Source organism: Leucobacter sp. NPDC058333 (assembly GCF_042726155.1).
In the GTDB taxonomy this organism is placed as follows: domain Bacteria; phylum Actinomycetota; class Actinomycetes; order Actinomycetales; family Microbacteriaceae; genus Leucobacter.
Map to the genome: position 1 here is coordinate 927,531 of NZ_JBHXHV010000001.1, position 25,850 is coordinate 953,380.

Here is a 25,850-nt window from a genome sequence, read left to right on the forward strand (position 1 = left end):
CCTCCGCGGTGAACCTCGAATGTGTACGTTCACATAAGTGTACGCACCGTCGAATCGACGGCAGTGGGTGGCCCGAAAACAGCGGCCGGGGCTGGGTCGAAATCGACTGCCGAGATCGCGGGCGTCAGCCCGCGAATTACAGCTGGTCGGCGTCGAGAATCGTGTAGGCGTAGCCCTGCTCGGCGAGGAACCGCTGCCGATTCTGCGCGAAATCCTGATCTACCGTGTCGCGGGTGATCAGCGTGTAGAACGAGGCGGTCGCACCGTTCGACTTCGGACGCAGCAGGCGGCCCAAACGCTGCGCTTCCTCCTGACGCGAACCGAATGATCCGGAAATCTGAATTGCCACCGACGCATCGGGCAGATCCACCGAGAAATTCGCGACCTTGGACACGACCAAGATCTTCTCTTCGCCGTCGCGGAACGCCTGGAACAGGCGGGCGCGCTCATCGACCGGGGTCTGCCCCGTGATGAGCGGGGCGCCGAGGGCCTCAGACATCGATTCGAGCTGGTCGATGTACTGCCCGATCACGAGCACGCTCTCGCCGGGATGGCGGTCGATGATGCGCTTCGCGATGGGCTGCTTGATGAGGGCACTCGACGCGATGCGGTAACGATCCTGATCTTCGGCAACGGCGTAGTCCATGCGCTCGGCCTCGCCGAAGTCGACGCGCACCTCGAAGCACGCGGCGGGGGCGATAAAGCCCTGCGCCTCGATGTCTTTCCACGCGGCGTCGTAGCGCTTCGGGCCGATGAGGCTGAAGACGTCGCCCTCGCGACCGTCCTCTCGCACGAGCGTCGCGGTGAGGCCGAGGCGTCGGCGTGCCTGGAGTTCAGCGGTGAGCTTGAAGACGGGGGCAGGCAGCAGGTGCACCTCGTCGTAGACGATGACACCCCAGTCTTCGGCATCGAGCAGCGACAGGTGCGCGTACTCGCCCTTTCGGCGGCTCGTCAGGATTTGGTAGGTCGCGATGGTGACGGGCTTGACCTCTTTCACCTGACCCGAGTACTCGCCAATCTCGTCTTCCGTGAGGTTCGTGCGGCGCAGCAGCTCGGATCGCCACTGGCGGGCTGAGACGGCGTTCGTGACGAGGATCAGGGTTTTTGCGCCGACCGCAGCCATCGCAGCGGCGCCGACGATTGTTTTGCCCGCGCCGCAGGGGAGCACGACGACGCCGGATCCTCCGCGCTGGAACGCTTCGACCGCCTTCGCCTGGTAGTCGCGCAGGTGCCAGCCGTCTTCGGCGAGCTCGATGTCGTAGGGGTCGCCCGGGCGGTACCCGGCGAGGTCTTCGGCCGGCCAGCCGCGGGCGACGAGCTGCTGTTTCAGTTCGCCGCGCGCCCACGCCTCGACGGGGTAGGTGTGCTCGTCGATCCGATTGCCGAGCAGCGGAGCGATCTTCTTCGCGCTGGCGACCTCGCGCAGCACCATCGGATCCTCCGAGCGGAGTACGAGCTGGGTGGGGGTAGTGGCCTCTGCCCCCGCCGCATCGTCGGCGATCGCGGCCGAACTGTCGCCCGGAACCTCGGCGCGCTCGATGGTGAGCCGCCCGTAGCGGCGCATCGTGTCTTCGATTTCGCTGGCGACACCGTTCGGCACGGGGAACTTCGCGTATCGATTCAGTGTGTCGAGAATTTCCGCGGACGTGTGCCCGGCGGCCCGTGCATTCCAGAGCCCGAGGCGGGTGACGCGGTAGGTGTGGATGTGCTCCGGTGCGCGCTCGAGCTCGGCGAAAACGGCGAGCTCGTGGCGGGCATCCTCTGCATCGGGATGAGCGACTTCGAGGAGCACGGTGTGGTCGCTCTGCACGATGAGGGGGCCAAGAGTCATAACCAGCAACTCTACCGCGCATCGCTGAGCGCGCCGTCCCCGGCCCACCCCGCCCCCGCGGTCCCGCCCCGCCCCCGCCCCACCCCGCCCCCACCCCGCCCCCGTCAAACCTGGAGGCGACAGAAAGTCCGTGCATAGAGGCGTTTTAAGCGGAGTTTCTGTCGCCTCCAGGGGGTGCCGGGGCGCCAGGGGCGCCTCGGGCGCCGAGCCGGGCGCCTACGCCGGTTCTACCGCCGTGATCATGCTTACCGGGAGGGTGCGCTCGACGCCAGCGGCCTGGTCGGCCGCACGCAGACGGCCCGCGTTCACCGAGACGGGCAGCAGTGTGAATGTGCGTACCTCACCGCGCGCCTCCGCCGTCACCAGCACAGCGCTGCGATCACGGATCGCGAGTTCTAGCCGACGCGTGAAGTCTCCGGTGCCCGGTTCGGATCGCGCCGCGACGAACACCCGCTCGGCCAGCGCATCCAGCACATCGTGAACTTCAGGCGAACGCTGCGGCGCGGGCGCGTCGACCTTGGAAGCATCAACCTGCTGCGCCGAACCGACACCCTCGCGCAGCACCGCAGCCTGCGACGACGCGTGATAGCGCGCATCGGCTAGAGCTGCAAGCACGTGGTCGGGGCTGAGGCGAGAGTAGAGCACGGTGTCTGACGTGCGTGAGCGCTGCAACTGGAGGTGTTGCAGAGCGCGATCCACCACGAGTGTTGCCGCAATATCGGGCCGCGCCAGCGTGATCCGTGTTCGCCCCTCGTCCCCGATGTAGTCGCCGACGACGATGCCGCCCACGCGCTCGCCCAGCGAGCTGAGCAGGTATTCGAGCGGCTGTGGAATGCCGGTCAGCGAAATGCGGGCAAATGCCTCGCGCGCCGAGTCTGGGGTGAGCCCGCGCTCGTAGGCCTCGGCGATCGAAGCCTCGGTGATCCGGCGGGTTGTCGCGACTCCGATGTGTTCGGGGCGGGCGAGCGCCGCGAGCACCGCCTCGTCGTGGGGCGCGAGGGGCCCGGGAACCACCACGCTCAGATCGGGTTGCACGTAGACGCCGTCGGCGGTCGCGGGCATCGCGGTCGCGACGGCTTTGCTGACATCGCCAGCGCCCGCGAGGGTTGCATCGGCGACGGCCGTGAAGCGCCCCTTGAGCGTGAGCCCGAGAAACTCGGCCGCGCGCACGAAGTCATTGACCGCTGCGAGCTCCGCCGGGGGGAGGAGCGGATAGCGCCGCGGAATCGATGCCGCAATCCTGCGCAAATCAGCCTCGGTTTCAGCCGCGGCCTCCCACTCGATGCGCAGCGGCGCCGGCATGGTGCGGGCCGCGGCCTGCGCGAGCGCGATCCAGCGATGCACGTGGGTGAGTTCGAGCCAGGTGCCCGACGCTGCGGTCGTGATGAGTAGCTGGTCGGCCTCGAGCGTCGTCACGAGTCCGGCCCGAAGCAATGCCGCGAGCGCGAGCGCGACTCCGTCGGGCTCCACGCCGGTCGTATCGGCGAGCTGCTTGACGGTCGCGACCGCAATACTGCCCGAGCGATTCAGCTTGCCCGGTCGATCGCGGAGCGTGCGCAGGCACTCGGCCGACTGCCCAACCGCGGTGAGCGCCGATGTGAACCACGCGCTCGTATCGGCGTGCGGAGCGGTCGCTGCGCCACCAGCTTCTTGCGAAGGAACATCAGATTCCGGATCGGCGGCGCGCCACGCGCCGCCACCCGCACCCTCGGGCGAGTTGACACTCGCACTACCGTGTTCGCCATCACCCAGCGCTTCGCCAAGCACGAGCTCCACCTCGGGCAGGCGCACCGGTTCCCCGGCTTCGCGGCCGAGCAATCCGAGCCCGATGAGTTCGGTGACGAGCACCGCATCGGCTCCGGCAGGGTCGCGCACGGCGTCGAGCCGGGTGCGATCGAGCGGGGCGAGTGCGCGAGTGATTGACTCGACCTTCAATAGATCAGAGGCGAGGCCGATCGGGTCGATGATGCTCGCGGGCGCGTGCGGTCGGCGGCTGCGCACCAGCGCAACGAGGGTGTCGCGATCCATCTCCGCAATGGCGGAGGCGAGCGCGAGTGTTCCGCTCATCAGAGGACCCGACCTAGCGGCCGGAGAGCTTCCGGGTTTCGCTGCGGCGGCGACGCTGGCTGACGATCAACAGGATGATCAAGAGAGCGAAACCGATGGGAAGCCCGATCATCGAGATTCCGTAGACGACCGGCCACAGCCCCTCCGCGAGCGCGAAGCGATTGTTCAAGCCGACGATGAGCGTCGCGAAGAAGGAGAGGAGTGCCAGCGCAATGATCGTGAGCGATGCATAGGCGAGGATCCGCTCGAGGAGCGACGGCGTGCTGGGTTCAGTGGACATCCGCTCCATTTTATCGGGTTCGTGCCTCAGTGCGACGGCATGATCGACCGCTAGAATTGGCTGGATGTGCGGGAATCCGCGCTCGCGAACCGGCGTGAGCGGAACGCGGAGCATCCCGACGAGACGGAAAGGAACGAGGCATGCCGAACGGCAAGGTCAGGTTCTATGACGAAGACAAGGGCTTCGGGTTCATCCAGGGGGATGACGGCGCTCAGGTGTACCTGCACGCGTCCGTCGTACCCGCCGACGCAGAGATCCAGGCGGGCACCCGCTTGGAATACAGCGTCGCCGACGGGCGTCGCGGCCCGCAGGCGCTTTCGGTACAGGTGCTCGACACCCCGCGGCTCGCCAAGCGCAGCCGCAAATCTGCAGACGAAATGTCCATCATTATCGAGGACCTCGTGAAGCTGCTCGACGGCCTCGGCGAGCGCCTGAAGCACGGTCAATACCCCGAGCGTGCGCAGTCGCGTAAGGTCGCGACGATGCTGCGCCGAGTCGCGGATGACTTCGATGTCTGAGTCGCAGATCGCACCCGATCCGGTGCTGCTCGAATCGCGTGAGCAGGCTCGCGCCGCGCTCGCGGAGATCACCGACCCGGAGACGATCGGTGCTGACGAGGGACACGAAGTCAACGACGAACACGTGCTGACGCTGCTGTTCGAGAGCAAGCTCGCCGGGTACCCCGGCTGGCGATGGGCGGCGACGCTCGCCCGCACCAGCGAGGACGCGCCCGTCACCGTGCTTGAGGTCGAACTGCTGCCCGGCCCCGGGTCGGTCGTCGCGCCCGAGTGGGTGCCGTGGTCTGAGCGCCTCGCGCAGTATCGCGACGCTCAGTCGAAGCAGACTCCTGAAGAGGCGGAGGCCGCCGAACGCGCCGCCGCGCTGGTTGACGAGGACGATGTCGACTCGGACGACGATCCGCTCGAGAACGACTTCAGCGACTTCGATGACGAGATTGACGGCGTTGATCTCGACGAGTCAGACGATGACTCTGACGAAGATGATTCAGACGATGACGACGACGCGGAAGACGACGCAGACGATGATTCCGACGAGGATCGCGACGACGACTCTGACGACACGAAACTCTTCGACGAAGACACCGACGACGTTGACGACGACGACGCGGAAGACGCCGATGATTCGGAAGACGAGTAACTAACCCCTGGGGAGCACCCTGCGCTAGTTCTGTCGTCGCAAATCAGCCGATCACGCTTGTGAAGCGCCGATTTGCGACGACAGAACGGGGTCAGCGTCCCGGTGACACCCGTTACGCGCCCTGAGCCAGAATGTAGTCGATCGACGAGGTCAGTGCTCGCACATCGTCGGGCTCGATGGCCGTGAACGTGGCAATGCGCAGCTGATTGCGGCCCAGCTTGCGGTAGGGCTCCGTATCGACCACACCGTTGGCGCGAAGCGCGCTCGAGATGGCGGCCGCATCGATCGAGTCGTCAAAGTCGATCGTCACAACGACTTGTGAGCGATGATCCGGGTTCGCAACAAACGGTGTCGCGACCTCGCTGCGCTCAGCCCAGTCGTACAGCACCCCCGAAGACTCGGCCGTGCGGGCGGCGGCCCACGCGAGACCGCCCTGGGCGTTGATCCAGCGCACCTGCTCGTCCATCATGCCGAGGGTTGCCAGTGCTGGGGTGTTGAGCGTCTGGTTCTTGCGTGAGTTCTCAAGCGCGCCCGCGAGGTTCAGCGTCTCGGGAATGTAGCGGCCCGAGGCGGTGACCCGCTCGATGCGCTCGATCGCGGCGGGCGATACGAGTGCGAACCAGAGGCCGCCGTCGGACGCGAAGTTCTTCTGCGGGGAGAAGTAGTAGACGTCGACCTCGTTCGCGTCGAAGTCGATGCCGCCTGCACCGCTCGTCGCGTCGACGACGGTGAGCGCACCGGCATCGCCAGCGACGCGGCGCACCGGGGCCATAACCCCGGTCGAGGTCTCGTTGTGCGGGTATGCGTAGACGTCGACACCGGCGACGGCCTCGGAAGTGGATCGGGATCCGGCGTCGGCCGCGCGCACGTCGGGGTCAGCGAGGAACGGGGCGGCCGCGGCCGCCTTCGCGAACTTCGCACCGAACTCGCCGAACGTCAGGTGCTGGCTGCGCTCTTCGATGAGCGAGTGCACGGCCGAGTCCCAGAACGTCGTCGCGCCGCCGTTGGCCAGCAAGATCTCGTACCCCTCGGGCGCGCGAAACAGCTCAGCGAGCCCCGAGCGGACGCTGCCGACGAGATTTTTGACGGGCGCCTGGCGGTGCGAAGTGCCGAGCACCTGCGGCTGCAGCGACGACAGGAAGTCGAGCTGTTCGCCGCGAACCTTCGACGGGCCACAACCGAATCGGCCGTCGGCGGGGAGGAGCTCAGTGGGGATCGTGATGTCAGCCATGAGCGCAATTCTATCGAGCGCTGTGCTTCGGCATGCGTCGCCTCGTCGCGATGCCTTAAGCTGTTCGACGGACCCGAAAGGACGGCGATGACGGACCTGATCGACACCACCGAGATGTACCTCCGCACAATTCTTGAGCTGGAGGAGGAGGGGATTGTTCCCCTGCGCGCTCGTATTTCAGAGCGCCTCGGACACTCGGGTCCCACGGTCTCGCAGACGGTCGGCCGCATGGAACGCGACGGTCTCGTCGTGGTCACTGACGATCGCCGGCTGGAGCTGACCATCGTTGGCCGCAGTAAAGCCGTGCACGTTATGCGCAAGCACCGCCTCGCTGAGCGCCTCCTCGCAGACGTCATCGGGCTGGAGTGGGCGTACGTCCACGAGGAAGCGTGCCGCTGGGAGCACGTGATGAGTGAGCAGGTCGAGCGCAAGCTGCTTGGCATCTTGGGCAACCCGACCGAGTCTCCCTACGGCAATCCGATCCCGGGTCTTGAAGAACTCGGTGCGCTGCGCGCCGGTTCGTTTCAGACCGGCGTGACCGGGCTGACCGAGCTGCTCATCGACCCCGATATGCCGGTGGTTGCACGTATTAAGCGTCTGGCCGAACCACTGCAGGTTGATCCCGAACTGCTTGAGCAGCTTGCGGCCGCTGGGGTACTTCCCGGCAACCGGGCCTCCTTCACTCGTTCCGGGCACGTCGTGCACATCGAGGTTGAGGGTTCCAGTGAAGCGATCGACCTGCCATCAGAGGTCGCCGCACACATCTTCGTCTCAATGTAGACACCCGCACTTCCGAGCCGTCACAACACGGTAGGAGTGTGCGGTCGCAGGCAGAACCTCCCGTCCGGGTGCGTTCTCAATGGAGTTGAGAGACAGAGGAGTCCTCGTTGACACTGCCCACCCCGAAAGCACACCTGCAATCAGTTGCTGACACCGTCGCCGGTCGAAGCGCGGCGGAGCCCGAGTTTCTGCAGGCGGTGCGCGAGGTGCTCGACACGCTCGAACCGGTGCTCGCGCAGCGCCCCGAGTTCATCGAGGCGGGCATTCTCGATCGGCTCGTGGAACCCGAACGCCAGCTCATCTTCCGAGTGCCGTGGACCGATGACGCCGGCCGAGTGCGCGTGAACCGCGGCTATCGCGTCCAGTTCAACTCGGCGCTCGGCCCCTATAAAGGAGGCCTCCGCTTTCATCCGACCGTGAACCTGTCGGTTGTGAAGTTCTTGGGCTTCGAACAGATCTTCAAGAACGCGCTCACCTCGCAGCGCATTGGTGGTGGCAAGGGCGGCTCTGACTTCGACCCGAGCGGTAAGAGCGACGCAGAGGTGATGCGCTTCTGCCAGAGCTTCATGACGGAGCTCGTGCACCACATCGGCGAGCACACTGACATCCCCGCGGGCGACATCGGCGTCGGCGGGCGCGAGATCGGGTACCTGTTCGGGCAGTATCGGCGGATCACCCAGCGCTATGAGGCTGGCGTCTTAACCGGTAAGGGTGTCGGGTGGGGCGGCGCTGAGGTGCGCACCGAGGCCACCGGCTACGGCGCGGTGTTCTTCGCCGAGGAGATGCTGCTGCGTGCTGGCGAAGGCATCGAGGGGCGGCGGGCAATTGTCTCGGGCTCTGGCAACGTGGCAACGTACGCGATCGAAAAGGTGCAGCAGCTCGGTGGCACCGCGGTGACGGCGTCTGATTCAAGCGGGTACATCGTCGACGAGGCCGGGATCGACGTCGAGCTGTTGAAGCAGATCAAAGAGGTCGAGCGGGCACGCATCTCGGAGTACGCGGAGCGCCGCTCGAGTGCGCGTTTCGTGTCCTCGGGGTCTGTGTGGCAGGTGCCCGGCGAGCTGGCCTTCCCGTGCGCGACGCAGAACGAACTCGACGTCGATGACGCTCGCGCGCTGATCGCCGGAGGCGTGCGCGCCGTCGCCGAGGGGGCGAACATGCCGACCACGCCCGAAGCCGTCGAGCTGTTTCAGGCGGCCGGGGTGCTCTTCGCGCCCGGCAAGGCAGCGAACGCTGGCGGTGTGGCAACCTCCGCGCTCGAAATGAGCCAGAATGCCGCGCGCTCGCGCTGGGACCGTCAGACGAGCGAATCGCGGCTGCACGACATCATGCGTGATGTTCACGCCTCAGCGTATGAGGCATCGGTGCGCTACGGTCGGCCGGGCGATTACGTGCTCGGTGCGAACTCGGCGGCGTTCGAAACGGTGGCGCAGGCGATGCTCGAGCAGGGCGTCATCTGAGCCTCGTTTTGCTCGACATCGAGTGAACGAGGGCGATGCGGGGTCCCGAAAATCCGCAGCTTTAAGCCGTACTTGAGGGTTTCGTGACCTGAGCGTGACATATTCGTGATGTTCGGTTACCCTTGAACGGTCGCGGCCTCTAGTGGGTCGTACCTGACGCAGACACCAGTTGCAACAGTAAGGCAGATATACACGTGACTCAGCACTCCAGCACGGACGTCGCGCTTCCGAGCGGTATCGCTCAGCGCAACCCGTCGCGAGCGAAGCGGATCGCCCAGATGGCCGGCGCAGCAGCGCTCAGCCTCGGCATGGTCGGCACGTTCTCAATCCCTGCATACGCGGCAGGTCCCTCCGTCGAAGGCGCTCCTGACGCCGACATTACGCAGCAGCAGTCGCTGACGACGGTCAACTCCGACGCAGAGGTCCTTCCCGACCCCGCAGTCGAGGGTGCCGTTGGCGCAGACGTTCTTGCCCGCGAGAAGGCAGCAGCCGCTGCTAAGAAGGCGGAAGAAGACGCTGCGAAGAAGGCGGCCGAGACCACCGATGCGAGTGGCTCCGGCACCGCAGTACCGGTCAACGCGAGCTACGCCGGAAAAGATGTCCCCGCCGGCGTTGGCGCTTCGGGTCTCGTGAACGCAGCGGTCGCGCAGGTTGGCGTTGGCCAAGACTGCACCGACCTCGTGCAGAACTCGCTCGCAGCGATTGGCCTGACCCAGCGTCGCGACCAGGGCGGCTACGACCACGGCGTGAGCGACTTCATGCGATACGGCACGCAGGTCACCGACGGCAACTACGCTCCCGGCGACATCCTCATCTGGCCGGGCGCTCCCCACACGGCCATCTACATCGGCAACGGCCAGGCCGTGCACGGTGGTTGGGGCGGCGGCCAGACCGTCATCAACACGTACGCTTCGCCTGACGCTTCACCCGTGGTCATTCGACTCGGCTAATCAGCGCAGGTAGTCCACTTCGGCGGGCGGGGTTTCGACCCCGCCCGCCGAAGTGTTTTGTTGCCCGTGCGCTAGACTCGCATGGGCCTGATCGCAGGCCCGTCCGCCCCGGTAGCTCAGTGGATAGAGCACTTCTCTCCTAAAGAAGGTGTCGTAGGTTCGATTCCTATCCGGGGCACTTCACACCTCTCGCTCGGCATGCCGCCGTGGCTCTGCGAACGGCGAGGCTGTGAGCGGGCAGTTAAGGTGAGAAGCGTGAGAGACGTGCCGTCTGAGAATAGGAACCGCCACTTCGTTGGGCTTGCAGCCGGGGTAACTGCCCTCGTGCTGACCTACGTGTTGAGCGGTGGGGTGGTCACGTACCTCATTTACATTGGCGTGAGTGTGCTCGCGGTGCTCGTCGGTCACTACGCGGTCAAGCGGCCGGGGCGCACACGCTGGGCTGCAATTGTCGGACTTGTACTGAGTTATCTCACGCTGGTTATGTCGATCGGGTTGCTTACGGTGCGCCTCACGTTGGTGCTGTCGAACACGGGCACTCCGCTGTAACTGGCCGGCTGCGAAGAAGTTGCGTGAAGAGCTGTCCCAGTGGCCCAACGTTGGTCAATGTGCGACGATTTCGGTTACGTAAGCCGCATATCTCGGAGCAATTCCTCATTCTTTTCATCCGAACGTCACGTTTCGGCAGCAATCCCGTGTTACGGTCGTGGCCCCCTTTCTACCCATTTTGATGTGCCGATTTCGACGGGTAATCGGGATCTGATTCTCGTGCGTGAGCCTTGCCCCCGTTGACCACCGTCGTGGTGTCGCGTCGGCTCGGCACGGGCGACGACACGCCCTCTCCTGGGGATACGCGAGGGGCGCGTCACGATTCCAGCCTTTCGTCGTTCTAGGTGGGAGAGCGTCGGAAATGAACTCGGCGCAAAGTGGCGGGCAGTGGGGGTTGTATGGAGTGGGATGACGTCGAGCCCGAAAGCGACGAGGCAGCGGGAGCGCTTTGGGATGCCGGCCACACGGGTATCACGCGGGCTGCCGCCCGCGGCGAGCGCACGGTGTACCGGCTTTCAGGTCAGAGCGGGCTCTCGCGACTATCGTTTCGAGCGACTGCGTCGAGCGTTGAACCCGCGGCTTTTCGGGCGCGGCTCGTCTCAGTTCCGCTCGGCGATATTGGCTACGAGGAGTTCACTGCGACCTCATGCTCGTTCGATCGAACGGCGGCCCACGTCGCCTCCGACCGCCTCGATGATGTGCGCGTGAGTGTGCTGCACGACGGGGTCGTGAACCTGGATGTCGACGGTGCTCGCTTTCGCCTTGAGCCCGGCGACGTGTACGTAGTCGATCTCGCACGGCCCTACTATGCGGATTTCATCGGCACGACGCGGCAGTCTTCGGTCGTGGTGCCGCGTCGGTTGCTCCGCCTCATAGAGGGAAAAATTGACCTCGTGCGACAACAGCCGGTGTCAGTCTCTGCGCTGTCGGAAGCGTTCGTCGGAGTTCTTTCGGGGCTGGGGAAGCGGGTGCCAGACGACAACACCGTCGACGCCGAACTGCTCGCACACGCGCTTGTAGACCTCGTGCAGGGCGTGAGTCGCACGCGTGATCGTGGAATCGGCATTGATCATGAAGATGTGGTGATACGTAGACGCGTATATGCGCTGATCGAACGCGAATTTCAGCTGCCGGGTTTCAATACCTCCGACGTCGCGGCGCGACTTCGTGTCAGCCTGCGCTATCTGTATCGCCTCTTTGCGACCGAGCCGTACTCAGTTGCGCAGCTGCTTCGCGCACGACGAGTGCGCGAGATCCAGATCGGCCTTGCCGGATCCGCTGAGCGCTTCGACTCTATTGCGCGTCAGGCTGGATTCGGATCGATTGATGCTGCGTATCGCGCATTCAAGGATCTGACCGGTGTGACACCGTCGGAGTATCGATTGGATCCCGCGAGTGTCCCGCTGTTGCTGCCGGATCATTCGTGATTTCTGCCACTTTTGTCTCGTTTTCTGCCATCGTTCGCGTTGGGCGCTGCAATGCATCAGGATGATGATGAGTCACGCACGGTTCATCCGTGTGCGCTCGCATGAGTGCTTCCGTCGGGTGCTGTCCCCCCATTCCCGTTTCAGCACCCGGCGGAGCATCTTTTGTTGCACAACTGAGCGTCACGATTCCGGTCGTTTTGCGTCCTTATCTTGTGGGGTGCTCGGCGGACGCCGTGCCCAGGGATCAACGAGGGGGACACTATGGCGGGCTGTGCGTCAATTTCGGCTGCGGGACGAGAGTTTGGTTCAGCGGCGGAATCCGCGCATCGGCTTGGGTTCGTCACTGCTGCACCGGTTGAACAGGCCAGCCTCCAGCGGGACCCCGATGCTCCCCGTTCCATCGGCTTCACGGATGCCGTCCGCGGCTATTTTGAAGGCTCTGTCGTCTTCTCAGGACGGGCTTCCCGCCGGGAGTACTGGTGGGTCGCACTGTTCGTGGCTCTCGTGCAGATCTCGCCGCTCGTGATCGTGATTACCGGCATCTCGCTGCGCGGCTCTTGGGCAGCGCCTGCGCTCGCGCTCGTCGTGCTCGGTCTGGGGGTGAGCGTGCTGCTGTCCCTGCTCATGCTCCTCCCGTCGCTGTCGCTCACGTGGCGTCGACTGCACGACGCGAACATTCCGGGTTACTACGCACTCGTCGGTGTGATTCCGGTGGTCGGCACGATCGTGCTCAGCGCACTCGCGCTGCTCCCGTCACGACCCGGTGGCGCTCGCTTTGACACACGGAGTGATGCGGCGCAGATTTAGACCGAACACCAGCTGTGACTGTCGAATTCTGAGCGAGGTTTGAGTGGATTTAGCATGTTGCGTCCGCATCGGCGCATAGGGGGTAACGGCTGGTGAGTGCTGCGCCGATCATCGCTAGGTGGTTACACACGCTTCGTGGGCCGGTGATCTCCAGCCACTCGACGAGCCCCGCGAGATGGCCGGCGATCCCATATTCGCTAGGAGCATGGATTACCACTGAGATGCGGCCATCGCTTGAAGTAGACCCAATTTTGAGGTTATCGCCGAGTGCCGTTTGGAGAAAGCCGAGCCCTTCGGGGGCACAGTTCGCGCGCACCTCAACGACTGTACGGTTGCGCTCAGCTTCGTGGGTAATATCGCGCCAATTCTCCGCGAGGTCAAAGTCCTCGGTTCGGTGAACGGGGGCGGCACTTGGGCGAACTGCAGTAATGCGGTCGAGGCGAAATGTCCGTCTGCCCGCCGCTGTGTGAGCAACGAGGTACAAGCGTGAACCCTTAGCCACCAGGCCTAGTGGATGAACATTCCTCTCGGATTCCTGCCCTGCGCTGTCAACGTAGTTGAGCTGCGCCTGCACGCCGCGAATCACGGCATCCTGTAAAATGTCAAGGAACTGCGGACGCCGGTTTACAGCATCGCTCGCGCCCCACTGTTGCGAATCTACAATCAAGGAAGCGGCAGCGGCCTCGGCCTGCGTACGGAACGACTCAGGCAGGGCCCGGACGAGCTTGCGAAGGGCCGCCTTCAACTCAGGCTCTGCCTCTGTGGAGGCCGCCGCTGGCCCGGCGACAAGGAACAGGGCGCGAGCTTCGCTCGCGGTGAGGCCTGAAAGGTCTGTGCGACCGCCCCCGAGAAGACGCCACCCACCGGAACGCCCTTGAATCGAATAGATCGGGACCCCGGCCATGCCGAGTGCATCCAGGTCGCGGCGAGCAGTGCGCTCAGATATCTCCAGTTCTTTTGCGACTTCCGCGGCGGTGATCTGCTCGCGACGCTGCAGCATCAGGAGGATGGCGATCAAACGATCTGATTTCATGATTTCTATCCTCTCTGGAAAACCGGTCAAAGGGTGACCTGTTTATGTCATTAGCTTCGATATATGAACACATCAACGCATGAAGTCCCGTTCCCGGAACCCACTATGATCACCGTGAACGGCGTCGACCTTGAAGTCTTTGAAGCTGGTCGTGAGAACGCAGGAAAGCCCATCTTTCTCTGTCACGGTTGGCCAGATCTTGCATACACTTGGCGCCATCAGATCCCGGCTCTTGTCGATGCCGGTTACCATGTGATTGCCCCCAACCAGCGAGGGTTTGGCGACTCAGCTCGGCCAACCAATATTGCCGATTACGATATCGAGCAACTGACGGGTGACCTCGCCGCCTTGCTCGACCATTTCGGTTACGAGAGCGCGACCTTCGTCGGTCACGATTGGGGAGCGTTCGTCGTTTGGAGCTTCGCGCTGCTGCATCCGAATCGGGTGGACAAGATCGTTGCGCTGAGTCTGCCGTACCTCGAACGCGGCGAGATGCCATGGCTGGATTTCATGGATGCGGTGCTCGGGAGTGACTACTATTTTGTGCACTTCAACAAGCAGCCGGGAGTCGCTGACGCCGTTTTCGACGCCGATCCCGCGCGTTTTATTAACAACCTCTACCGTCGGGATGAGCCGGCGATGCCGCCTAAACCAGGCATGGCGATGATCGAGATCGCGCAGAATGCCTCTCCTCTTGGAAAGCCTCTGCTCACTGCACGCGAGTTGGCGGTCTACGATTCGGCGTTCAAGCATTCCGGGTTCACGGGCGGCATCAATTGGTACCGCAACCTCAACCGCAACTGGCACCTTCTCGCAGACGCCGACCCCGTTATCCGTCAGCCGGCGCTCATGATCTACGGTCTTCGCGACGCGGTCGCTCGATCTGAACGCCTCTCAGTGTTTGTTCCGAACGTTGAAGAGATCAGCTTTGACAGCGGACACTGGGTCCAGCAGGAGCGCCACAGCGAAACCACGAGCGCAATCCTCGAATGGTTGGCCCGGACGCCGGCGGGTTAAAAGGCAGAGACGGACGGCACGTGGCACATGCACCGACATGTAGCTATGCAGATCCACCGTGAACAAACGAGAGGGTTCTCAGTCTCTGACCCGCGAACCTCGTACAGTGAAACCACTGCGGAAACGTCTGTTTTCGCGATGAATGGGAGGGCAACATGGGATTCATCACCGTCGGCACCGAGAACACCACCCCGATCGAGCTGTATTACGAGGATCAGGGCGAGGGGCAGCCAGTCGTACTCATTCACGGCTACCCGTTGAACGGTCACAGCTGGGAACGTCAGGCGCGCGAGCTGCTCGCCGCCGGGTATCGCGTCATCACCTACGATCGCCGCGGTTTCGGCAACTCGTCGAAGGTGCACACGGGCTACGACTACGACACCTTCGCGGCCGACCTCAACAGTGTGCTGGAGACGCTCGATCTACATGACGTAGTGCTCGTCGGATTCTCGATGGGTACGGGCGAGCTTGCCCGCTACGTGGGCAAGTACGGTCACGACCGCGTGGCTAAACTCGCGTTTCTTGCGTCGCTCGAGCCGTTCCTCGTTCAGACGGACGGCAACCCCGAGGGTGTGCCGCAGAGTGTCTTCGACGACATCGAGGCGGCGGCGAAGGGCGACCGTTACGCCTGGTTCACCCAGTTCTTCGCGAATTTCTACAACCTCGACGACACGCTCGGTAGCCGCATCAGCCAGGAGGCCGTCACCGGCAGCTGGAATGTGGCGACCGCGAGTGCGCCCGTGGCCTCATACGCCGTGGTGCCGACCTGGATCGAGGATTTCCGCAGCGACGTCGACGCGGTGCGTGAGAGCGGAAAGCCGACACTGATCTTGCACGGCACTGCCGACAACATCCTTCCGATCGATGCCACCGCCCGCCGGTTCAGCAAGCTGGTTCCGAACGCGCGGTACATCGAAATCGAGGGTGCCCCGCACGGTCTGCTCTGGACTCACGCAGACGAGGTAAATGCGGCGCTCGCCGATTTCCTCTCCGCGGAGCAGTAAGGCTCGCCTCGCGCCGCGTTAGCGCTCGCTAAACGGAGGGTCGATCAGCAGATCGGCCCGCTCGGCGAGATACGAGGCTAGGGTCGGCGCTCCCGAGAGTGGAGCGCCGACCCGCCAGCGCACACGAAGCTCCCCGGAGTCGTACCCGACAGGCAGTTCGGTACCGACGGCGGGCGTCGCATCGAGCGGGATCGGCGCCGCATCGTAATTCACCTCATCGCCGACGGCGTATCCGCCGCGAAGCGCTGCCGCGGCGATCTCTCGCCGCTCTTCACGCGACAGCGACTGGTACCCGGGGCGCCCGCGTTCGGCAGCGCGCGTTGCGTGCCCGAGGGCGTACAGTTCGCCGGAATCCGTGAGCAGCAGTGCGCCGAGACGCCACACCTCGCCCAACGCGCGCATCGTCGGGGGTTTGATACGTAGAAAGCCGCGCCGAGGCTCGACGTATTCAGCGAGATACTCGCGGGGTACTCCCGCGGACGCGAGTCGGCCGGCGGTTTCAGCACACGCAGCCCGCGCCCGCGCACTCGCAGCGGCGATTTCGGGCGACTCAGGCACCCGGCCAGTGTAACCCCGCACCGCCACTATGCTCGGTCTGATGAGCACTCCCGCGACCGCCCAGGGCTTTGATCGAGGTGCCATCGTGCGCGCGATGATTCTCGTGCTGATCGGCGCCACCGGTGTGCAGCTTTCGGCCGTGTTCGCAGTGGGGCTCTTCGAGCCACTCGGCGTGCTCGGCACGAGTTCGCTGCGCCTCACGATTGCCGCCGTCATCTTGCTCGTCATCTTCCGCCCACGGCTGCGCGGGCGCAGCCGCACGGAGTGGGCCGGCATCGTTGTGTACGGCATTGCGATGGCTGCGATGAACGCGATGCTCTATCTCGCGGTCGACCGACTGCCGCTCGGGATCGCGACGACCCTCGACTTCCTCGGGCCGTGCGCTGTCGCGCTGTTCGCCTCCCGGCGCATCAGAGAAGGTCTGCTCGCGGTCGTCGCGCTGCTCGGAGTCGCCCTGATCGCGGGGTTCGGTGGACCGCTCGATCCGCTTGGCATCGTGTTCGGGCTGCTCGCTGGCGCGGCCTTCGGCCTCTATACCCTGCTCGCCGCGCGTGTCGGACAATCGGGAGCTGGCCTGCAGGGAGTCGCGCTGTCGGTCGTCGTCGCTGCGATCCTGACCCTTCCGTTCTCGGTGCCGACAGTGCCACGAATAGAGCTGCCTCACCTCGTGCCCCTCGTCGCGTCCGCGTTGCTCGGCACGGCGCTCGCGTTCTCCGTCGACACCCTCGCGGGTCGTCTCACGTCGGCCCGTGTACTGGGCGTGTTCTTCGCGTTCGACCCGGTCGTCGGCACGATCGTCGGGGCACTCTTTCTCGGCCAGATTCTCTCGCCGATTGCGCTCAGTGGCGTCGTGCTCGTGGTCGTCGCGGGCGCCGGCATTGTTTGGTTTGCGGGCTCCGACACCCGCAATAGACTGGACGAGTGAGCAAAAACGCTGGTCAAGCATCGCTCGAGATCGAGCGCAAATACGAGGTGGCGGCCGACCTCCCGTTGCCTCCAGCAGACGCGTTTGCCGAGATCGGACTGCGCGCGGCGTCGCCGGTCACCTATGAGCTGTCGGCGGTGTACTTCGACACGGGCGACGCTGATCTTGCGAGGCGCGGGCTCGCCATGCGGGTGCGCCACGGCGGCGCCGACGCGGGCTGGCATCTGAAGCAGCGTGGCAGCGACGGCGTACGCGAACTGTTCTGGCCGCTGAGCGAGGCGGTGCCCGACGGGCTGCGCGCCGAGCTGCGCGAGCGCATCGGCGGGGCGGCAGACGCGGTAGCGCCGATCGCTGAGCTCGCGACCGAGCGCACCATCGTCGTGCTGAGTGACGAAGCTGGCGCTGAGCTCATTGAACTCGCCGACGATCGTGTCGACGCATTTGACCGTGTTTCCGGCATCACGCGCGCCTGGCGGGAATGGGAGGCCGAGCTGATTCCCGGTGCTGCGGTCGAGGCGCTTTCGCTCGTGGAACCCGTGCTGCTTGCGGCGGGCGCGGTGCCGTCGCTGAGCGTCGCGAAGATTGCTCGCGCCACGGGTAGGCTCGTCGACGCTGCTCGCGCTTCGGGAGCGAGCGCGGCAGTCATCGCGGAGCTTGAAGCACTCGATCGCTCCGACCGGGCCGCTGCTGAGGCGTCCACGGGTACTCCAGTTGAAGGAACTGACGTATGAGCCAGAAGTCCAACCCGCGCGGTCGCAAGGAATCGCCCGAAGAGCCGCCGTCGCAGAGCGCTCGTCGCAAGCAGATCATTATCGGGCTGGTGATGGGACTGATCATGGGCGTGCTGCTCGGTGCCCTCACGCAGTTCTGGCTGTGGCTGCCGGCCGGGCTCGCGATGGGGCTCGCAACCGGTGCCATTATGAAACCCCCAAGCGACTGATTTCGCGGTAGATTTTGGCTTTTACCTGCGGATTCAGCAAAAATCTGTCGAGTTTTGCGCGATCCGGCAGGAATTCTGGGTGATTCGCGATGTACACCTGAGCGCGAGTGTGCGAGGATCGAACCGGACATCGAGGACGAGGAATCCATGCACCCCACCATTTTTGAAACCCGTATTCCCGAGGCGCGCGTCATTGACGAGGCGCTCGCAGACACGAAACTGTCGTGCTTCTGGACCGATGATGTTGAGCAGCACGCGCCGCGCCACCCCGAGCTCAGCGGCGACCAGCAGGTCGACGACGCCGTCGTCGGCGGAGGCTTCGCCGGGCTGTGGACGGCTATCAAGCTCAAGACCGCACACCCCGAGCGCCGCGTCGTGCTCGTCGAGGCAGTGCGCGTCGGCTGGGCAGCATCGGGCCGCAACGGCGGATTCTGCGAGGCCAGCATTACGCACGGCGAACCGAACGCGGAATCGCGGTGGCCGAACGAGACCGGCACGCTGCGGCGGCTCGGCTACGAGAATCTCGACGCAATTGAACGGTTCATTCATGAGCATCAGCTCGACGTCGACTTCGAGCGCAACGGTGCGCTGGCCGTCGCGAACGAGGCGTATCAGCTGGATTGGCTCGGCGAGAGCGCCGACGAGCACGTCGTGACGCTCGACCAAAGCGCCGTGCAGAGCCGCATCAATTCGCCGACGTTCCTCGGCGGAGAGTTCTCCCCGAGCGAGAACGCGAACGTGCACCCGGCCAAGCTCGCACTCGAGCTGGCGCGCCACGCGGCGTCGATCGGAGTGGAGATCTACGAGGGTTCGCCGGTGCAACATCTCGAGGGATCGGCCGAGCAGCCGATCCGGTTGACCGTTGCGAACGGGAGCAGCGTGACGGCCGAGCGCGTCGCGCTCTGCACGAACGTGTTTCCGTCGCTCTTGAAGCGCTACCGCTTCCACACGATTCCGGTCTACGACTACGTGCTGATGACGGAACCGCTCACCGACGAGCAGCTCGCGTCAATCGGCTGGGAGGGCCGCGAAGGACTCTCTGATCTCGCGAACCAGTTCCATTACTCGCGGCTCACGAAAGACAATCGCATTCTGTGGGGTGGTTACGACGCGGTGTACCACGCGGGCGGGCGCATCAAACGCGAATACGAGGATCGGATCGAGAGCCACCGCAAGCTCGCGAGCCACTTCTTCACCACCTTCCCGCAGCTCGCGGGCGTGAAGTTCTCGCACCGCTGGGCCGGCGTAATCGACTCGAGCACGCGCTTCTGCGCGTTCTTCGGGCAGGCGCACGGTGGGCGCGTGCAGTACGTTTCCGGTTTCACAGGTCTCGGTGTCGGCGCGACGCACTTTGCCGCCGACGTTATGGTTGATCGGTTTGAGGGTCGCGTCACGGAACGCACCGAGCTCGAAATGGTGAAGCAGATGCCGCTGCCGTTCCCGCCCGAGCCCGCGGCGGCCATTGGCGTGAATCTCTTCCGGTGGTCGTTCGACCAGGCCGACCACAACGGTGGCAAGCGCAACCTCTTCTTGAAGGCCATGGACGCCGTGGGATTCGGGTTCGACTCGTGAGCGCGCTGCTGCCGCACGGGCACAACTTCACGATTCCAGTCGGCGATGTCGACGTCGAGCTCGAAGCTGTCGATGCGGCCGAGGTAGTCGCGGGCGGACCGAGCCAGGGAGCCGCTGAGCTCGGCACCATTGGCGGCGCCGAGGTGGGCGTCTGGGAGCTGCGCGACGGCACCGTGACCGACACCGAGATCGATGAGATCTTTGTGGTGATCAGCGGTGGGGCCACGATCGAACTGCTCGAGGTCCCGGGCTCGCCCGAGGAGACGGGGCGTGTCATCGAGGTGGCCGCGGGTGATGTCATGCGACTCGTCGCGGGCACCCGCACGAAGTGGTCCGTCGAGGACCACATTCGAAAGGTCTACATCGCGGGAGAGTAGTGGGAGTAGCGGTCGCGTCCGTCGGGAATGGGTGAAGCTGAGCGCCTGCTGAACGCTAGGATGTGTGACTGGCTGTGCGCTCGAAGGGGTGGCTGCGCGGCTCCTCGCGATCCGGAACCCCCGAAGGAGCCCGCATGGCATTGACCTGGAAGCAGCACGGAGACGGCACGCACGTCGCGCCCGATGCGATCGTGTTGCCCGAGGAGCGGCTCAGCTGGCTGCGCACCATTGGATTCGGCGCGCAACACGTTGTGGCGATGTTCGGCGCGACATTCCTCGTACCCCTGCTCACCGGGTTCAGCCCGACAGCAACGCTGTTCTTCTCGGGCCTCGGCACACTGCTCTTTCTGCTGATCACTGGCAACCGCCTGCCGAGCTATCTCGGTTCGTCTTTCGCGTTCATCGCCCCGATTCTCGCCGCGACGGCGAGCGGGGACCCCGAAAACCCCGATCTCGGCCGAGCTTCATTCGGCATTCTCGCCATCGGCGTGCTGATGGCGATCGTCGGTCTCATTGTGAACCGCTTCGGTTCCGGGTGGATCAACGCGCTCATGCCGCCCGTCGTAATGGGCGCGATCGTCGCGCTGATCGGGTTCAACCTCGCGCCCGCGGTGAAGAACAACTGGAACGCCACCGAGCTTTCAGGCTGGGTCGCGCTCATCACCATCACCGCGGTACTGCTCATCACCGTGCTCTTCCGGGGGCTGCTGGGGCGCCTCTCGATTGTTCTCGGCATGGCCGTCGGGTACATCTCGGCAATCTTCATGGGCGAGGTCGATTTCTCGAAGGTGGGTGATGCGGCTTGGATCGGGCTCCCCGCGTTCCACGCGGTCGGCAACCCGTTTGCGGACCCGACGCTGTGGGGCCTGCTGCCCGCGTTCCTGCCCGTCGTGCTCGTGCTCATCGCCGAAAACGTGGGCCACGTGAAGAGCGTTGGGCTCATGGTGAACCGCGACCTCGACCCCGTGACGGGGCGGGCGCTGCTCGCTGACGGCGTTTCGACGATGCTGGCTGGCTTTGGTGGCGGATCGGGAACGACGACCTACGGCGAGAACATCGGGGTCATGGCGGCGACGCGCGTCTACTCGACGGCCGCGTACTGGGTCGCCGGGCTGTTTGCGGTGCTGCTGAGCTTCTCGCCGAAGGTCGGCGAAGTGATCTTCTCGGTGCCGGCCGGTGTGCTCGCGGGCGTGACCGTGGCGCTGTATGGCCTGATTGGCCTGATCGGCGTCAAGATCTGGATCGACAACAAGGTCGACTTCTCGAAGCCGATCAACCAGTTCTCGGCGGCCGTGCCGCTGATCGTCGGCATCGCCGACTTCACGCTGCAGATCGGATCTGTGCTGTTCAACGGCATCGCGCTCGGCACGATCGCGGCGGTCGTTGTCTATCACCTCATGCGCACACTCGCGAAGCTGCGCGGCGGCGAGGTGCAGGTCGCCGACCCGGTGGTCACGGGCGACACCCGCGACTAGCGCGGGGACGCCGCGCCCCCGCGCGGCCGTCCGCCCCGCGCGGCCCGCGCGCCCCGTGCGCCCCGCGCGCCCCGCCCAATCCCGTCGAACACGAGGGTTCTCGCTGAACGCGAGCGAAAACGGGCCGAAAGTTCCTTCGTTCTGGCGGGCACCCCTCGCGTTCGGCGGCGGCACGCGGGCGGCGCGGGCGCGGGCACGCGGGGGGCACGCGGGCGGGTGCGGGCGGCGCGCCGCGAAACTCCGGGGAATCTGCGCTGATTCTCTGGAGTACTGCGTAGGGTGGCGGTGTGTGGAGTGTAGATCGGAAACGGCGACCCGAAAAGGGACGCAGCGCGGAAAGCGCTGAGTCCGTTCCGACGCGCGCCAACGGCGCCGGCTCGGAGTCGAGACCTGATGCGCGACGCGACGTGATATCCGACGCGCACGCTGCAGCTGAGCATCCTCGCAGCGAAGGCTCGCTCGCGAAGGCTCCCGCTCCGGCACCGCGTGTGCAGCCCGATCTGGCCGCTGGCCTGAGTGGCCCCGTCTCACTCGTCGACGTCTACGCTGACGAGCACGCCGACTGGCGCCGCGAGCTCGCGGGCATCGGCGGGCGCAACGCGCTGCTGCACTTTGACGATCGTCCGGCGAATCGAATCGAGCTTTCGACCACGCACCCGGGCGGCCTGCCACAGTTCATCACGGGCAACAAGATTCTGCTGTCGGCGTTGATTCGCGACGACCTCGCCCTGCGCCACGCGCGCGCCGCCGCTGGCCGCGTCACCGACAAGGCCATCGAGATGCGCACCGTGCGTGGGCTTGAGACGGTCAACCTCGGCGTCGGCATTGCGAAGTGGGAGTTTGAGGGCGAAGACTTCTGCGCGCCGGTGCTGCTGCGTCCGCTCGCGATTCGCCGCTACGGCCGGGACTTCGAGCTCAAGCTCAAGCAGTTCCCTGTGGTCAACTCTGAACTCATCAGGGCAATGCGCGAGCAGTTCGGCATCAGCGTCGACGCACGCTCACTGATTGAGCTCTCGCAATCCGAGGGCGTGTTCAAGCCGCAGCCCGTGATCGACCGGCTGCGCCAGATGGCGGCGGGCGTGCCCGGGTTTGTGGTGCAGCCGCGCCTCGTCGTGTCGTCGTTCCACAACGTCGCGCAGTCGATGGTGATGGACGCGAAAGATCTCACCTCACCCGTACTCGCGGCAGTGTGCGGCAATGAGCCAGCAAAGCGTCAGCTCGAAGCGACGTATCGCCCGGTTTCTGCGACGGCCCCAGACGACCGCTCCCCGAACACCGATCGCACCCTCTACGACGCCGATGCCGAGCAAGACGATGTGCTCGCACAGATCGACGCCGGTCACTCGCTCGTGGTGCACACGCTCCCGGGCACCGGCGGTACGCAGACCGTCGTCAACGCCATCGGCAACCTCGTGCGCGCTGGCAAACGCGTGCTGATCGTGTCGCCGCGCCGTGCAACGCTCGACGGCATCACGCACCGCCTGGCCCGCGTCGGCCTCGCGGGACTCTCCGTGAGCCCCCGCCGCCTGCGCCGTAACCTGGTCGAATCGATCAGTCGAAACGAGAACGCCCGCTCTGAGCAGCTTCGCGACGTCGACGAAGCCCTCGTGCGACTGCGGGGCGTGCTTCTCGACTACCAGACGGCGCTGTCGACGCCCGATCCGCGATTCGGCGCCTCACCGCTTGACGCGCTGCGCAAGCTGACCGCGCTCTCGCTCGATGAGCGCCCGCCGAGCACAACGGTACGCCTCGACGATCAGGCGCTTGGTCAGCTCACGCTCGACCGGTCGTCGGTAGCTGAGGCGCTCACCGAGGTCGCGCGCCTCGGCCAGTTCCAGTACGGCCCGGAAGACTCACCTTGGTACGGCGTCAGCTTTAGTACGACCGAAGAGGCGCGATCCGCGTACGGCACCGCCGTCGACCTCGCGGAATCACAGCTGCCGCGTTTGATTTCGATGGCGAACGAGCTCATCGGTCAGACGTCAATGCGCCCGTACGAGACGATCGCCGAGCTTGGCGTCTATCTGCGCCTGCTCATGGGCATTCGCGAGACGCTCGACCGATTCACGCCCGAGGTCTACGACCGCTCGCTCACCGAGGTTATCGCGGCCCACGCCCCGCGCGGCGACGACGAGATGTCGGCGGCAAACAAGCGCCGCTTGCGCAAGCTCGCTCGCGAATACGTGCGTCCCGGCGTGCACATCACCGATATGTACTCCCGACTGGTGCAGATTCAGCAGCAGCGCGTGCTCTGGCAGCGGTATACGACCGTTGTGGGGGCGCGGCCCGAGGTGCCGCTCGGTATCTCTGACGTGGTTGTCGCCTTCCAATCGGCGTACCAAGATCTCGACTCGCTCGATCGCGTGCTTGGCACGGCGACCGACGCTGACCGCCTGAAGACGCAGTCGCTCGGCCGCCTCGCGAGCCGCATCTCTGACCTCGCCCGCGAGTCTGAGGTGCTGCAGAACATTCAGGAGCGCACCGCGATCGTGGAGCGCATGCGTTCCGCGCACCTCGAACCGCTGCTCGACGATCTTTCTGCGCGCCACGTGCCCGCCGAATCCGTTGCGTCCGAGCTCGAACTCGCCTGGTGGCAGTCGGCGCTCGAGCGCATGCTGCAGACCAACGAATCGCTACTCAGCGCGAACACGAGCGTCATCGAGCGCCTCGAAGCTGATTTCCGGCTCGTCGACGACGCGCACGCGGGCGCCAACGGCGCGCTGCTCGCCGCGGCGCTCTCCGATTCGTGGCGCGTTGCCGTGCTCGACTTCAAGCAGGAGGCGCTCGCGATGCGTGAGGCGCTCCGCAGCGGCTACGTTTCGCCGCTCTCGCTCGCGCAGCGCGCGCCGCACCTGCTCGGCGTGCTCGCGCCGGTCTGGACGATGTCGCCCTATGAGGTCGCGATGCTCCCCGACACGATGCGCTTCGACGCAACGCTCATCGTCGACGCTGGGGCCACGACGCTCGCGGAAAACCTCGGCGCGATTCGTCGCGCCGATCAGGTCGTTGCATTCGGCGACACGATGACGCAGACGCCTTCCCACTTCGAGATCGCGGTGGGTGCATCGGATGAGGATCGCGAAACCGTTGATGTCGAGGCCCTGCACCGCAGCTCTGCGTTTGCACAGCTCGGCGAGGTGCTGCCGACGCTGACCCTGACCCGCAGCTACCGAGCGGGCGGCGAAGATCTCACGAACCTCGTCAACACGCGCTTCTACGGTGGCGCGATCCAGTCGATGCCGTGGGCAGGTAGCTTCCTGGGCCACTCGAGCCTGACCTACGAGTTTGTGCGCGGCGGCCAGGGGCTACCCGATCAGCAGACCGGCGCCGTTGAGAGCACCGATGCAGAGGTCGAGCGCGTCGTGCAGCTCGTGCTGCAGCACGCGAGCGATCGTTCGAGTGAATCGCTCATGGTGATAACCGCGAGCGAGCGCCACGCGGTGCGGGTGTACCAGGCAGTACTGCAGGCGTTTTCGAAGTTCCCGCAGTACCGCGACTTCCTGCTCGGTGAACGCGCAGAGCCGTTCGCCGTGCTCACGCTCGAGCAGGCGACCGCGCAGAGCCGCGATCGCGTGATTTTCTCGATCGGGTTCGGCCGCACCCCGCACGGCCGAGTGCTCTCAAACTTCGGCGGCCTCGGTCGCCCGGGCGGCGAGCGCCTGCTCGCGGTCGCGATGACCCGCGCGCGCCGGGCGATGACTATCGTCAGCTGCTTCAAGCCAGAGGACCTCGACCGTGCGCGCCTGAAGCACGGCGTCGTCGAACTTGCTGAACTGCTCGCGTTCGAGCACCCAGAACCCGAGGCGCCATCGCTGCCCGCTGAGCGCGACCCGATGCTGGGCGAGCTTGCCGATCGTCTTGAGGCGCTCGGACTCACCGTCGCGATGGACTACCGCGGTGCGATCCCACTAGCCGCCTCGCTCGGTGACCGGGCGATCGCCATCGATCTCGATCTCGGCATGGCGGGCGAATACCGCGGCGACAGCCTGCGCGACACACTTCGCCTGCGACCAGCGGTGCTGCGACGCCTCGGCTGGCACTACCACCGCGTGCAGAGTTTCGACCTGTTTGCCGACCCCGACGAGGTCGCGCTGCGCATTGCCCGTATTGTGGGCTACGACGCGGGCAATGAGGCGGGGGAGGGCGCGGCCGAGCAGGGCCGCGCATGACCGACGAAGCTCACGCCCGACCGGCCCCGCGCCGGTCGCGACGCGCGAGCCGACCAGCACCCACGGGCGTGGATCCGAGGCCGTCAGAGCACCCGCTCGACGCGCGCGCGGCTGAGGATCGGCTCGATGCGTGGGGTGACGGCGCCGCAGCCGTCAATGGCGGCCGTGCAGCTCCAAGTGCGCACGACGAGGCGCTGAAGCGTGACCGCCCGCCCCACTGGGGGTAATGAGCGCGCCAGC

The 25,850-nt window shown here is 65.3% G+C and carries 24 protein-coding genes and 1 tRNA gene; 19 read left to right on the forward strand and 6 right to left on the reverse strand.

Annotation, left to right across the window (positions count from 1 at the left end; all coding sequences use genetic code 11):
* Window positions 1–136: 136 nt before the first annotated feature.
* From ACFWHR_RS04270 to ACFWHR_RS04280, 3 genes are all read right to left on the reverse strand, one after another.
* Complete coding sequence (locus tag ACFWHR_RS04270; RefSeq protein WP_382447028.1) at window positions 137–1,831, reverse strand: DNA repair helicase XPB; 1,695 nt, start codon at window positions 1,829–1,831, stop codon at window positions 137–139.
* 216 nt (window positions 1,832–2,047) lie between these two features.
* Complete coding sequence (locus ACFWHR_RS04275; protein WP_382447029.1) at window positions 2,048–3,898, reverse strand: helicase-associated domain-containing protein; 1,851 nt, start codon at window positions 3,896–3,898, stop codon at window positions 2,048–2,050.
* A gap of 13 nt (window positions 3,899–3,911) precedes the next feature.
* Window positions 3,912–4,178: a hypothetical protein gene (locus ACFWHR_RS04280; protein WP_382447030.1), complete on the reverse strand. Its 267-nt coding sequence runs from the start codon at window positions 4,176–4,178 to the stop codon at window positions 3,912–3,914.
* A 140-nt stretch (window positions 4,179–4,318) separates the two neighbouring features.
* On the opposite strand from ACFWHR_RS04280, the gene ACFWHR_RS04285 reads away from it, so the two are divergent.
* Both ACFWHR_RS04285 and ACFWHR_RS04290 read left to right on the forward strand, forming a co-directional pair.
* Window positions 4,319–4,696, forward strand: a complete 378-nt coding sequence (locus ACFWHR_RS04285) for a cold-shock protein (protein WP_382447031.1) — start codon at window positions 4,319–4,321, stop codon at window positions 4,694–4,696.
* Window positions 4,689–5,336: a DUF3027 domain-containing protein gene (locus ACFWHR_RS04290; RefSeq protein WP_382447032.1), complete on the forward strand. Its 648-nt coding sequence runs from the start codon at window positions 4,689–4,691 to the stop codon at window positions 5,334–5,336. Before ACFWHR_RS04285 ends, ACFWHR_RS04290 begins: the two co-directional genes overlap by 8 nt.
* A 112-nt stretch (window positions 5,337–5,448) precedes the next feature.
* Here the strand turns inward: ACFWHR_RS04290 and serC are convergent, their stop codons facing one another.
* Complete coding sequence (gene serC / locus ACFWHR_RS04295) at window positions 5,449–6,567, reverse strand: phosphoserine transaminase (protein ID WP_382447033.1); 1,119 nt, start codon at window positions 6,565–6,567, stop codon at window positions 5,449–5,451.
* 87 nt (window positions 6,568–6,654) lie between these two features.
* Between serC and ACFWHR_RS04300 the strand changes: the two genes are divergently transcribed.
* The 7 genes from ACFWHR_RS04300 (at window position 6,655) to ACFWHR_RS04330 (ending at window position 12,540) form a co-directional block, all read left to right on the forward strand.
* Window positions 6,655–7,347, forward strand: coding sequence for a metal-dependent transcriptional regulator (locus ACFWHR_RS04300; protein ID WP_382447034.1), 693 nt, complete (start codon window positions 6,655–6,657; stop codon window positions 7,345–7,347).
* 107 nt (window positions 7,348–7,454) lie between these two features.
* Window positions 7,455–8,807, forward strand: coding sequence for an NADP-specific glutamate dehydrogenase (gene gdhA / locus ACFWHR_RS04305; RefSeq protein WP_382447035.1), 1,353 nt, complete (start codon window positions 7,455–7,457; stop codon window positions 8,805–8,807).
* A gap of 194 nt (window positions 8,808–9,001) precedes the next feature.
* Window positions 9,002–9,757 (forward strand): NlpC/P60 family protein, encoded by a 756-nt coding sequence (locus tag ACFWHR_RS04310; protein ID WP_382447036.1) that lies wholly within the window; start codon window positions 9,002–9,004, stop codon window positions 9,755–9,757.
* A 105-nt stretch (window positions 9,758–9,862) separates the two neighbouring features.
* Window positions 9,863–9,935 (forward strand) — tRNA-Arg (locus ACFWHR_RS04315).
* Window positions 9,936–10,012: 77 nt separating this feature from the next.
* Window positions 10,013–10,306 (forward strand): hypothetical protein, encoded by a 294-nt coding sequence (locus ACFWHR_RS04320; RefSeq protein ID WP_382447037.1) that lies wholly within the window; start codon window positions 10,013–10,015, stop codon window positions 10,304–10,306.
* 398 nt (window positions 10,307–10,704) lie between these two features.
* Complete coding sequence (locus tag ACFWHR_RS04325; RefSeq protein ID WP_382447038.1) at window positions 10,705–11,733, forward strand: helix-turn-helix domain-containing protein; 1,029 nt, start codon at window positions 10,705–10,707, stop codon at window positions 11,731–11,733.
* A gap of 261 nt (window positions 11,734–11,994) precedes the next feature.
* The gene (locus tag ACFWHR_RS04330; protein WP_382447039.1) at window positions 11,995–12,540 is read left to right on the forward strand and encodes a DUF805 domain-containing protein; all 546 of its coding nucleotides are present in this window, start codon (window positions 11,995–11,997) and stop codon (window positions 12,538–12,540) included.
* Between the two features lie 49 nt (window positions 12,541–12,589).
* Here ACFWHR_RS04330 and ACFWHR_RS04335 read toward each other — a convergent pair whose 3' ends face one another.
* Entirely contained in the window at window positions 12,590–13,573 is a 984-nt protein-coding gene (locus ACFWHR_RS04335; protein WP_382447040.1) for a helix-turn-helix transcriptional regulator, read from the reverse strand.
* Between the two features lie 105 nt (window positions 13,574–13,678).
* Between ACFWHR_RS04335 and ACFWHR_RS04340 the strand changes: the two genes are divergently transcribed.
* Both ACFWHR_RS04340 and ACFWHR_RS04345 read left to right on the forward strand, forming a co-directional pair.
* Entirely contained in the window at window positions 13,679–14,590 is a 912-nt protein-coding gene (locus tag ACFWHR_RS04340) for an alpha/beta fold hydrolase (RefSeq protein ID WP_382447041.1), read from the forward strand.
* Window positions 14,591–14,745: 155 nt separating this feature from the next.
* Window positions 14,746–15,594: an alpha/beta fold hydrolase gene (locus tag ACFWHR_RS04345; RefSeq protein ID WP_382447042.1), complete on the forward strand. Its 849-nt coding sequence runs from the start codon at window positions 14,746–14,748 to the stop codon at window positions 15,592–15,594.
* Between the two features lie 18 nt (window positions 15,595–15,612).
* On the opposite strand, the gene ACFWHR_RS04350 is transcribed toward ACFWHR_RS04345, so the two are convergent.
* Window positions 15,613–16,152, reverse strand: coding sequence for a hypothetical protein (locus ACFWHR_RS04350; protein ID WP_382447043.1), 540 nt, complete (start codon window positions 16,150–16,152; stop codon window positions 15,613–15,615).
* 40 nt (window positions 16,153–16,192) lie between these two features.
* Here ACFWHR_RS04350 and ACFWHR_RS04355 point away from each other — a divergent pair, with 40 nt between their 5' ends.
* The 8 genes from ACFWHR_RS04355 (at window position 16,193) to ACFWHR_RS04390 (ending at window position 25,837) form a co-directional block, all read left to right on the forward strand.
* Window positions 16,193–17,077: a DMT family transporter gene (locus ACFWHR_RS04355; protein ID WP_382447044.1), complete on the forward strand. Its 885-nt coding sequence runs from the start codon at window positions 16,193–16,195 to the stop codon at window positions 17,075–17,077.
* On the forward strand, window positions 17,074–17,808 hold the full coding sequence (locus ACFWHR_RS04360) for a CYTH domain-containing protein (protein WP_382447045.1): 735 nt from the start codon (window positions 17,074–17,076) through the stop codon (window positions 17,806–17,808). Before ACFWHR_RS04355 ends, ACFWHR_RS04360 begins: the two co-directional genes overlap by 4 nt.
* Window positions 17,805–18,017: an HPP family protein gene (locus ACFWHR_RS04365; RefSeq protein WP_382447046.1), complete on the forward strand. Its 213-nt coding sequence runs from the start codon at window positions 17,805–17,807 to the stop codon at window positions 18,015–18,017. The genes ACFWHR_RS04360 and ACFWHR_RS04365 overlap by 4 nt, the downstream gene beginning before the upstream one ends.
* Window positions 18,018–18,164: 147 nt before the next feature.
* Window positions 18,165–19,589, forward strand: a complete 1,425-nt coding sequence (locus ACFWHR_RS04370) for an NAD(P)/FAD-dependent oxidoreductase (RefSeq protein WP_382447047.1) — start codon at window positions 18,165–18,167, stop codon at window positions 19,587–19,589.
* Window positions 19,586–19,966, forward strand: coding sequence for a cupin domain-containing protein (locus ACFWHR_RS04375; protein WP_382447048.1), 381 nt, complete (start codon window positions 19,586–19,588; stop codon window positions 19,964–19,966). The genes ACFWHR_RS04370 and ACFWHR_RS04375 overlap by 4 nt, the downstream gene beginning before the upstream one ends.
* A 134-nt stretch (window positions 19,967–20,100) precedes the next feature.
* Window positions 20,101–21,441, forward strand: a complete 1,341-nt coding sequence (locus ACFWHR_RS04380) for a uracil-xanthine permease family protein (protein WP_382447049.1) — start codon at window positions 20,101–20,103, stop codon at window positions 21,439–21,441.
* Window positions 21,442–21,848: 407 nt separating this feature from the next.
* Complete coding sequence (locus ACFWHR_RS04385) at window positions 21,849–25,610, forward strand: AAA family ATPase (RefSeq protein ID WP_382447050.1); 3,762 nt, start codon at window positions 21,849–21,851, stop codon at window positions 25,608–25,610.
* Window positions 25,607–25,837, forward strand: coding sequence for a hypothetical protein (locus tag ACFWHR_RS04390; protein ID WP_382447051.1), 231 nt, complete (start codon window positions 25,607–25,609; stop codon window positions 25,835–25,837). The genes ACFWHR_RS04385 and ACFWHR_RS04390 overlap by 4 nt, the downstream gene beginning before the upstream one ends.
* The last annotated feature ends 13 nt before the right edge of the window (window positions 25,838–25,850 follow it).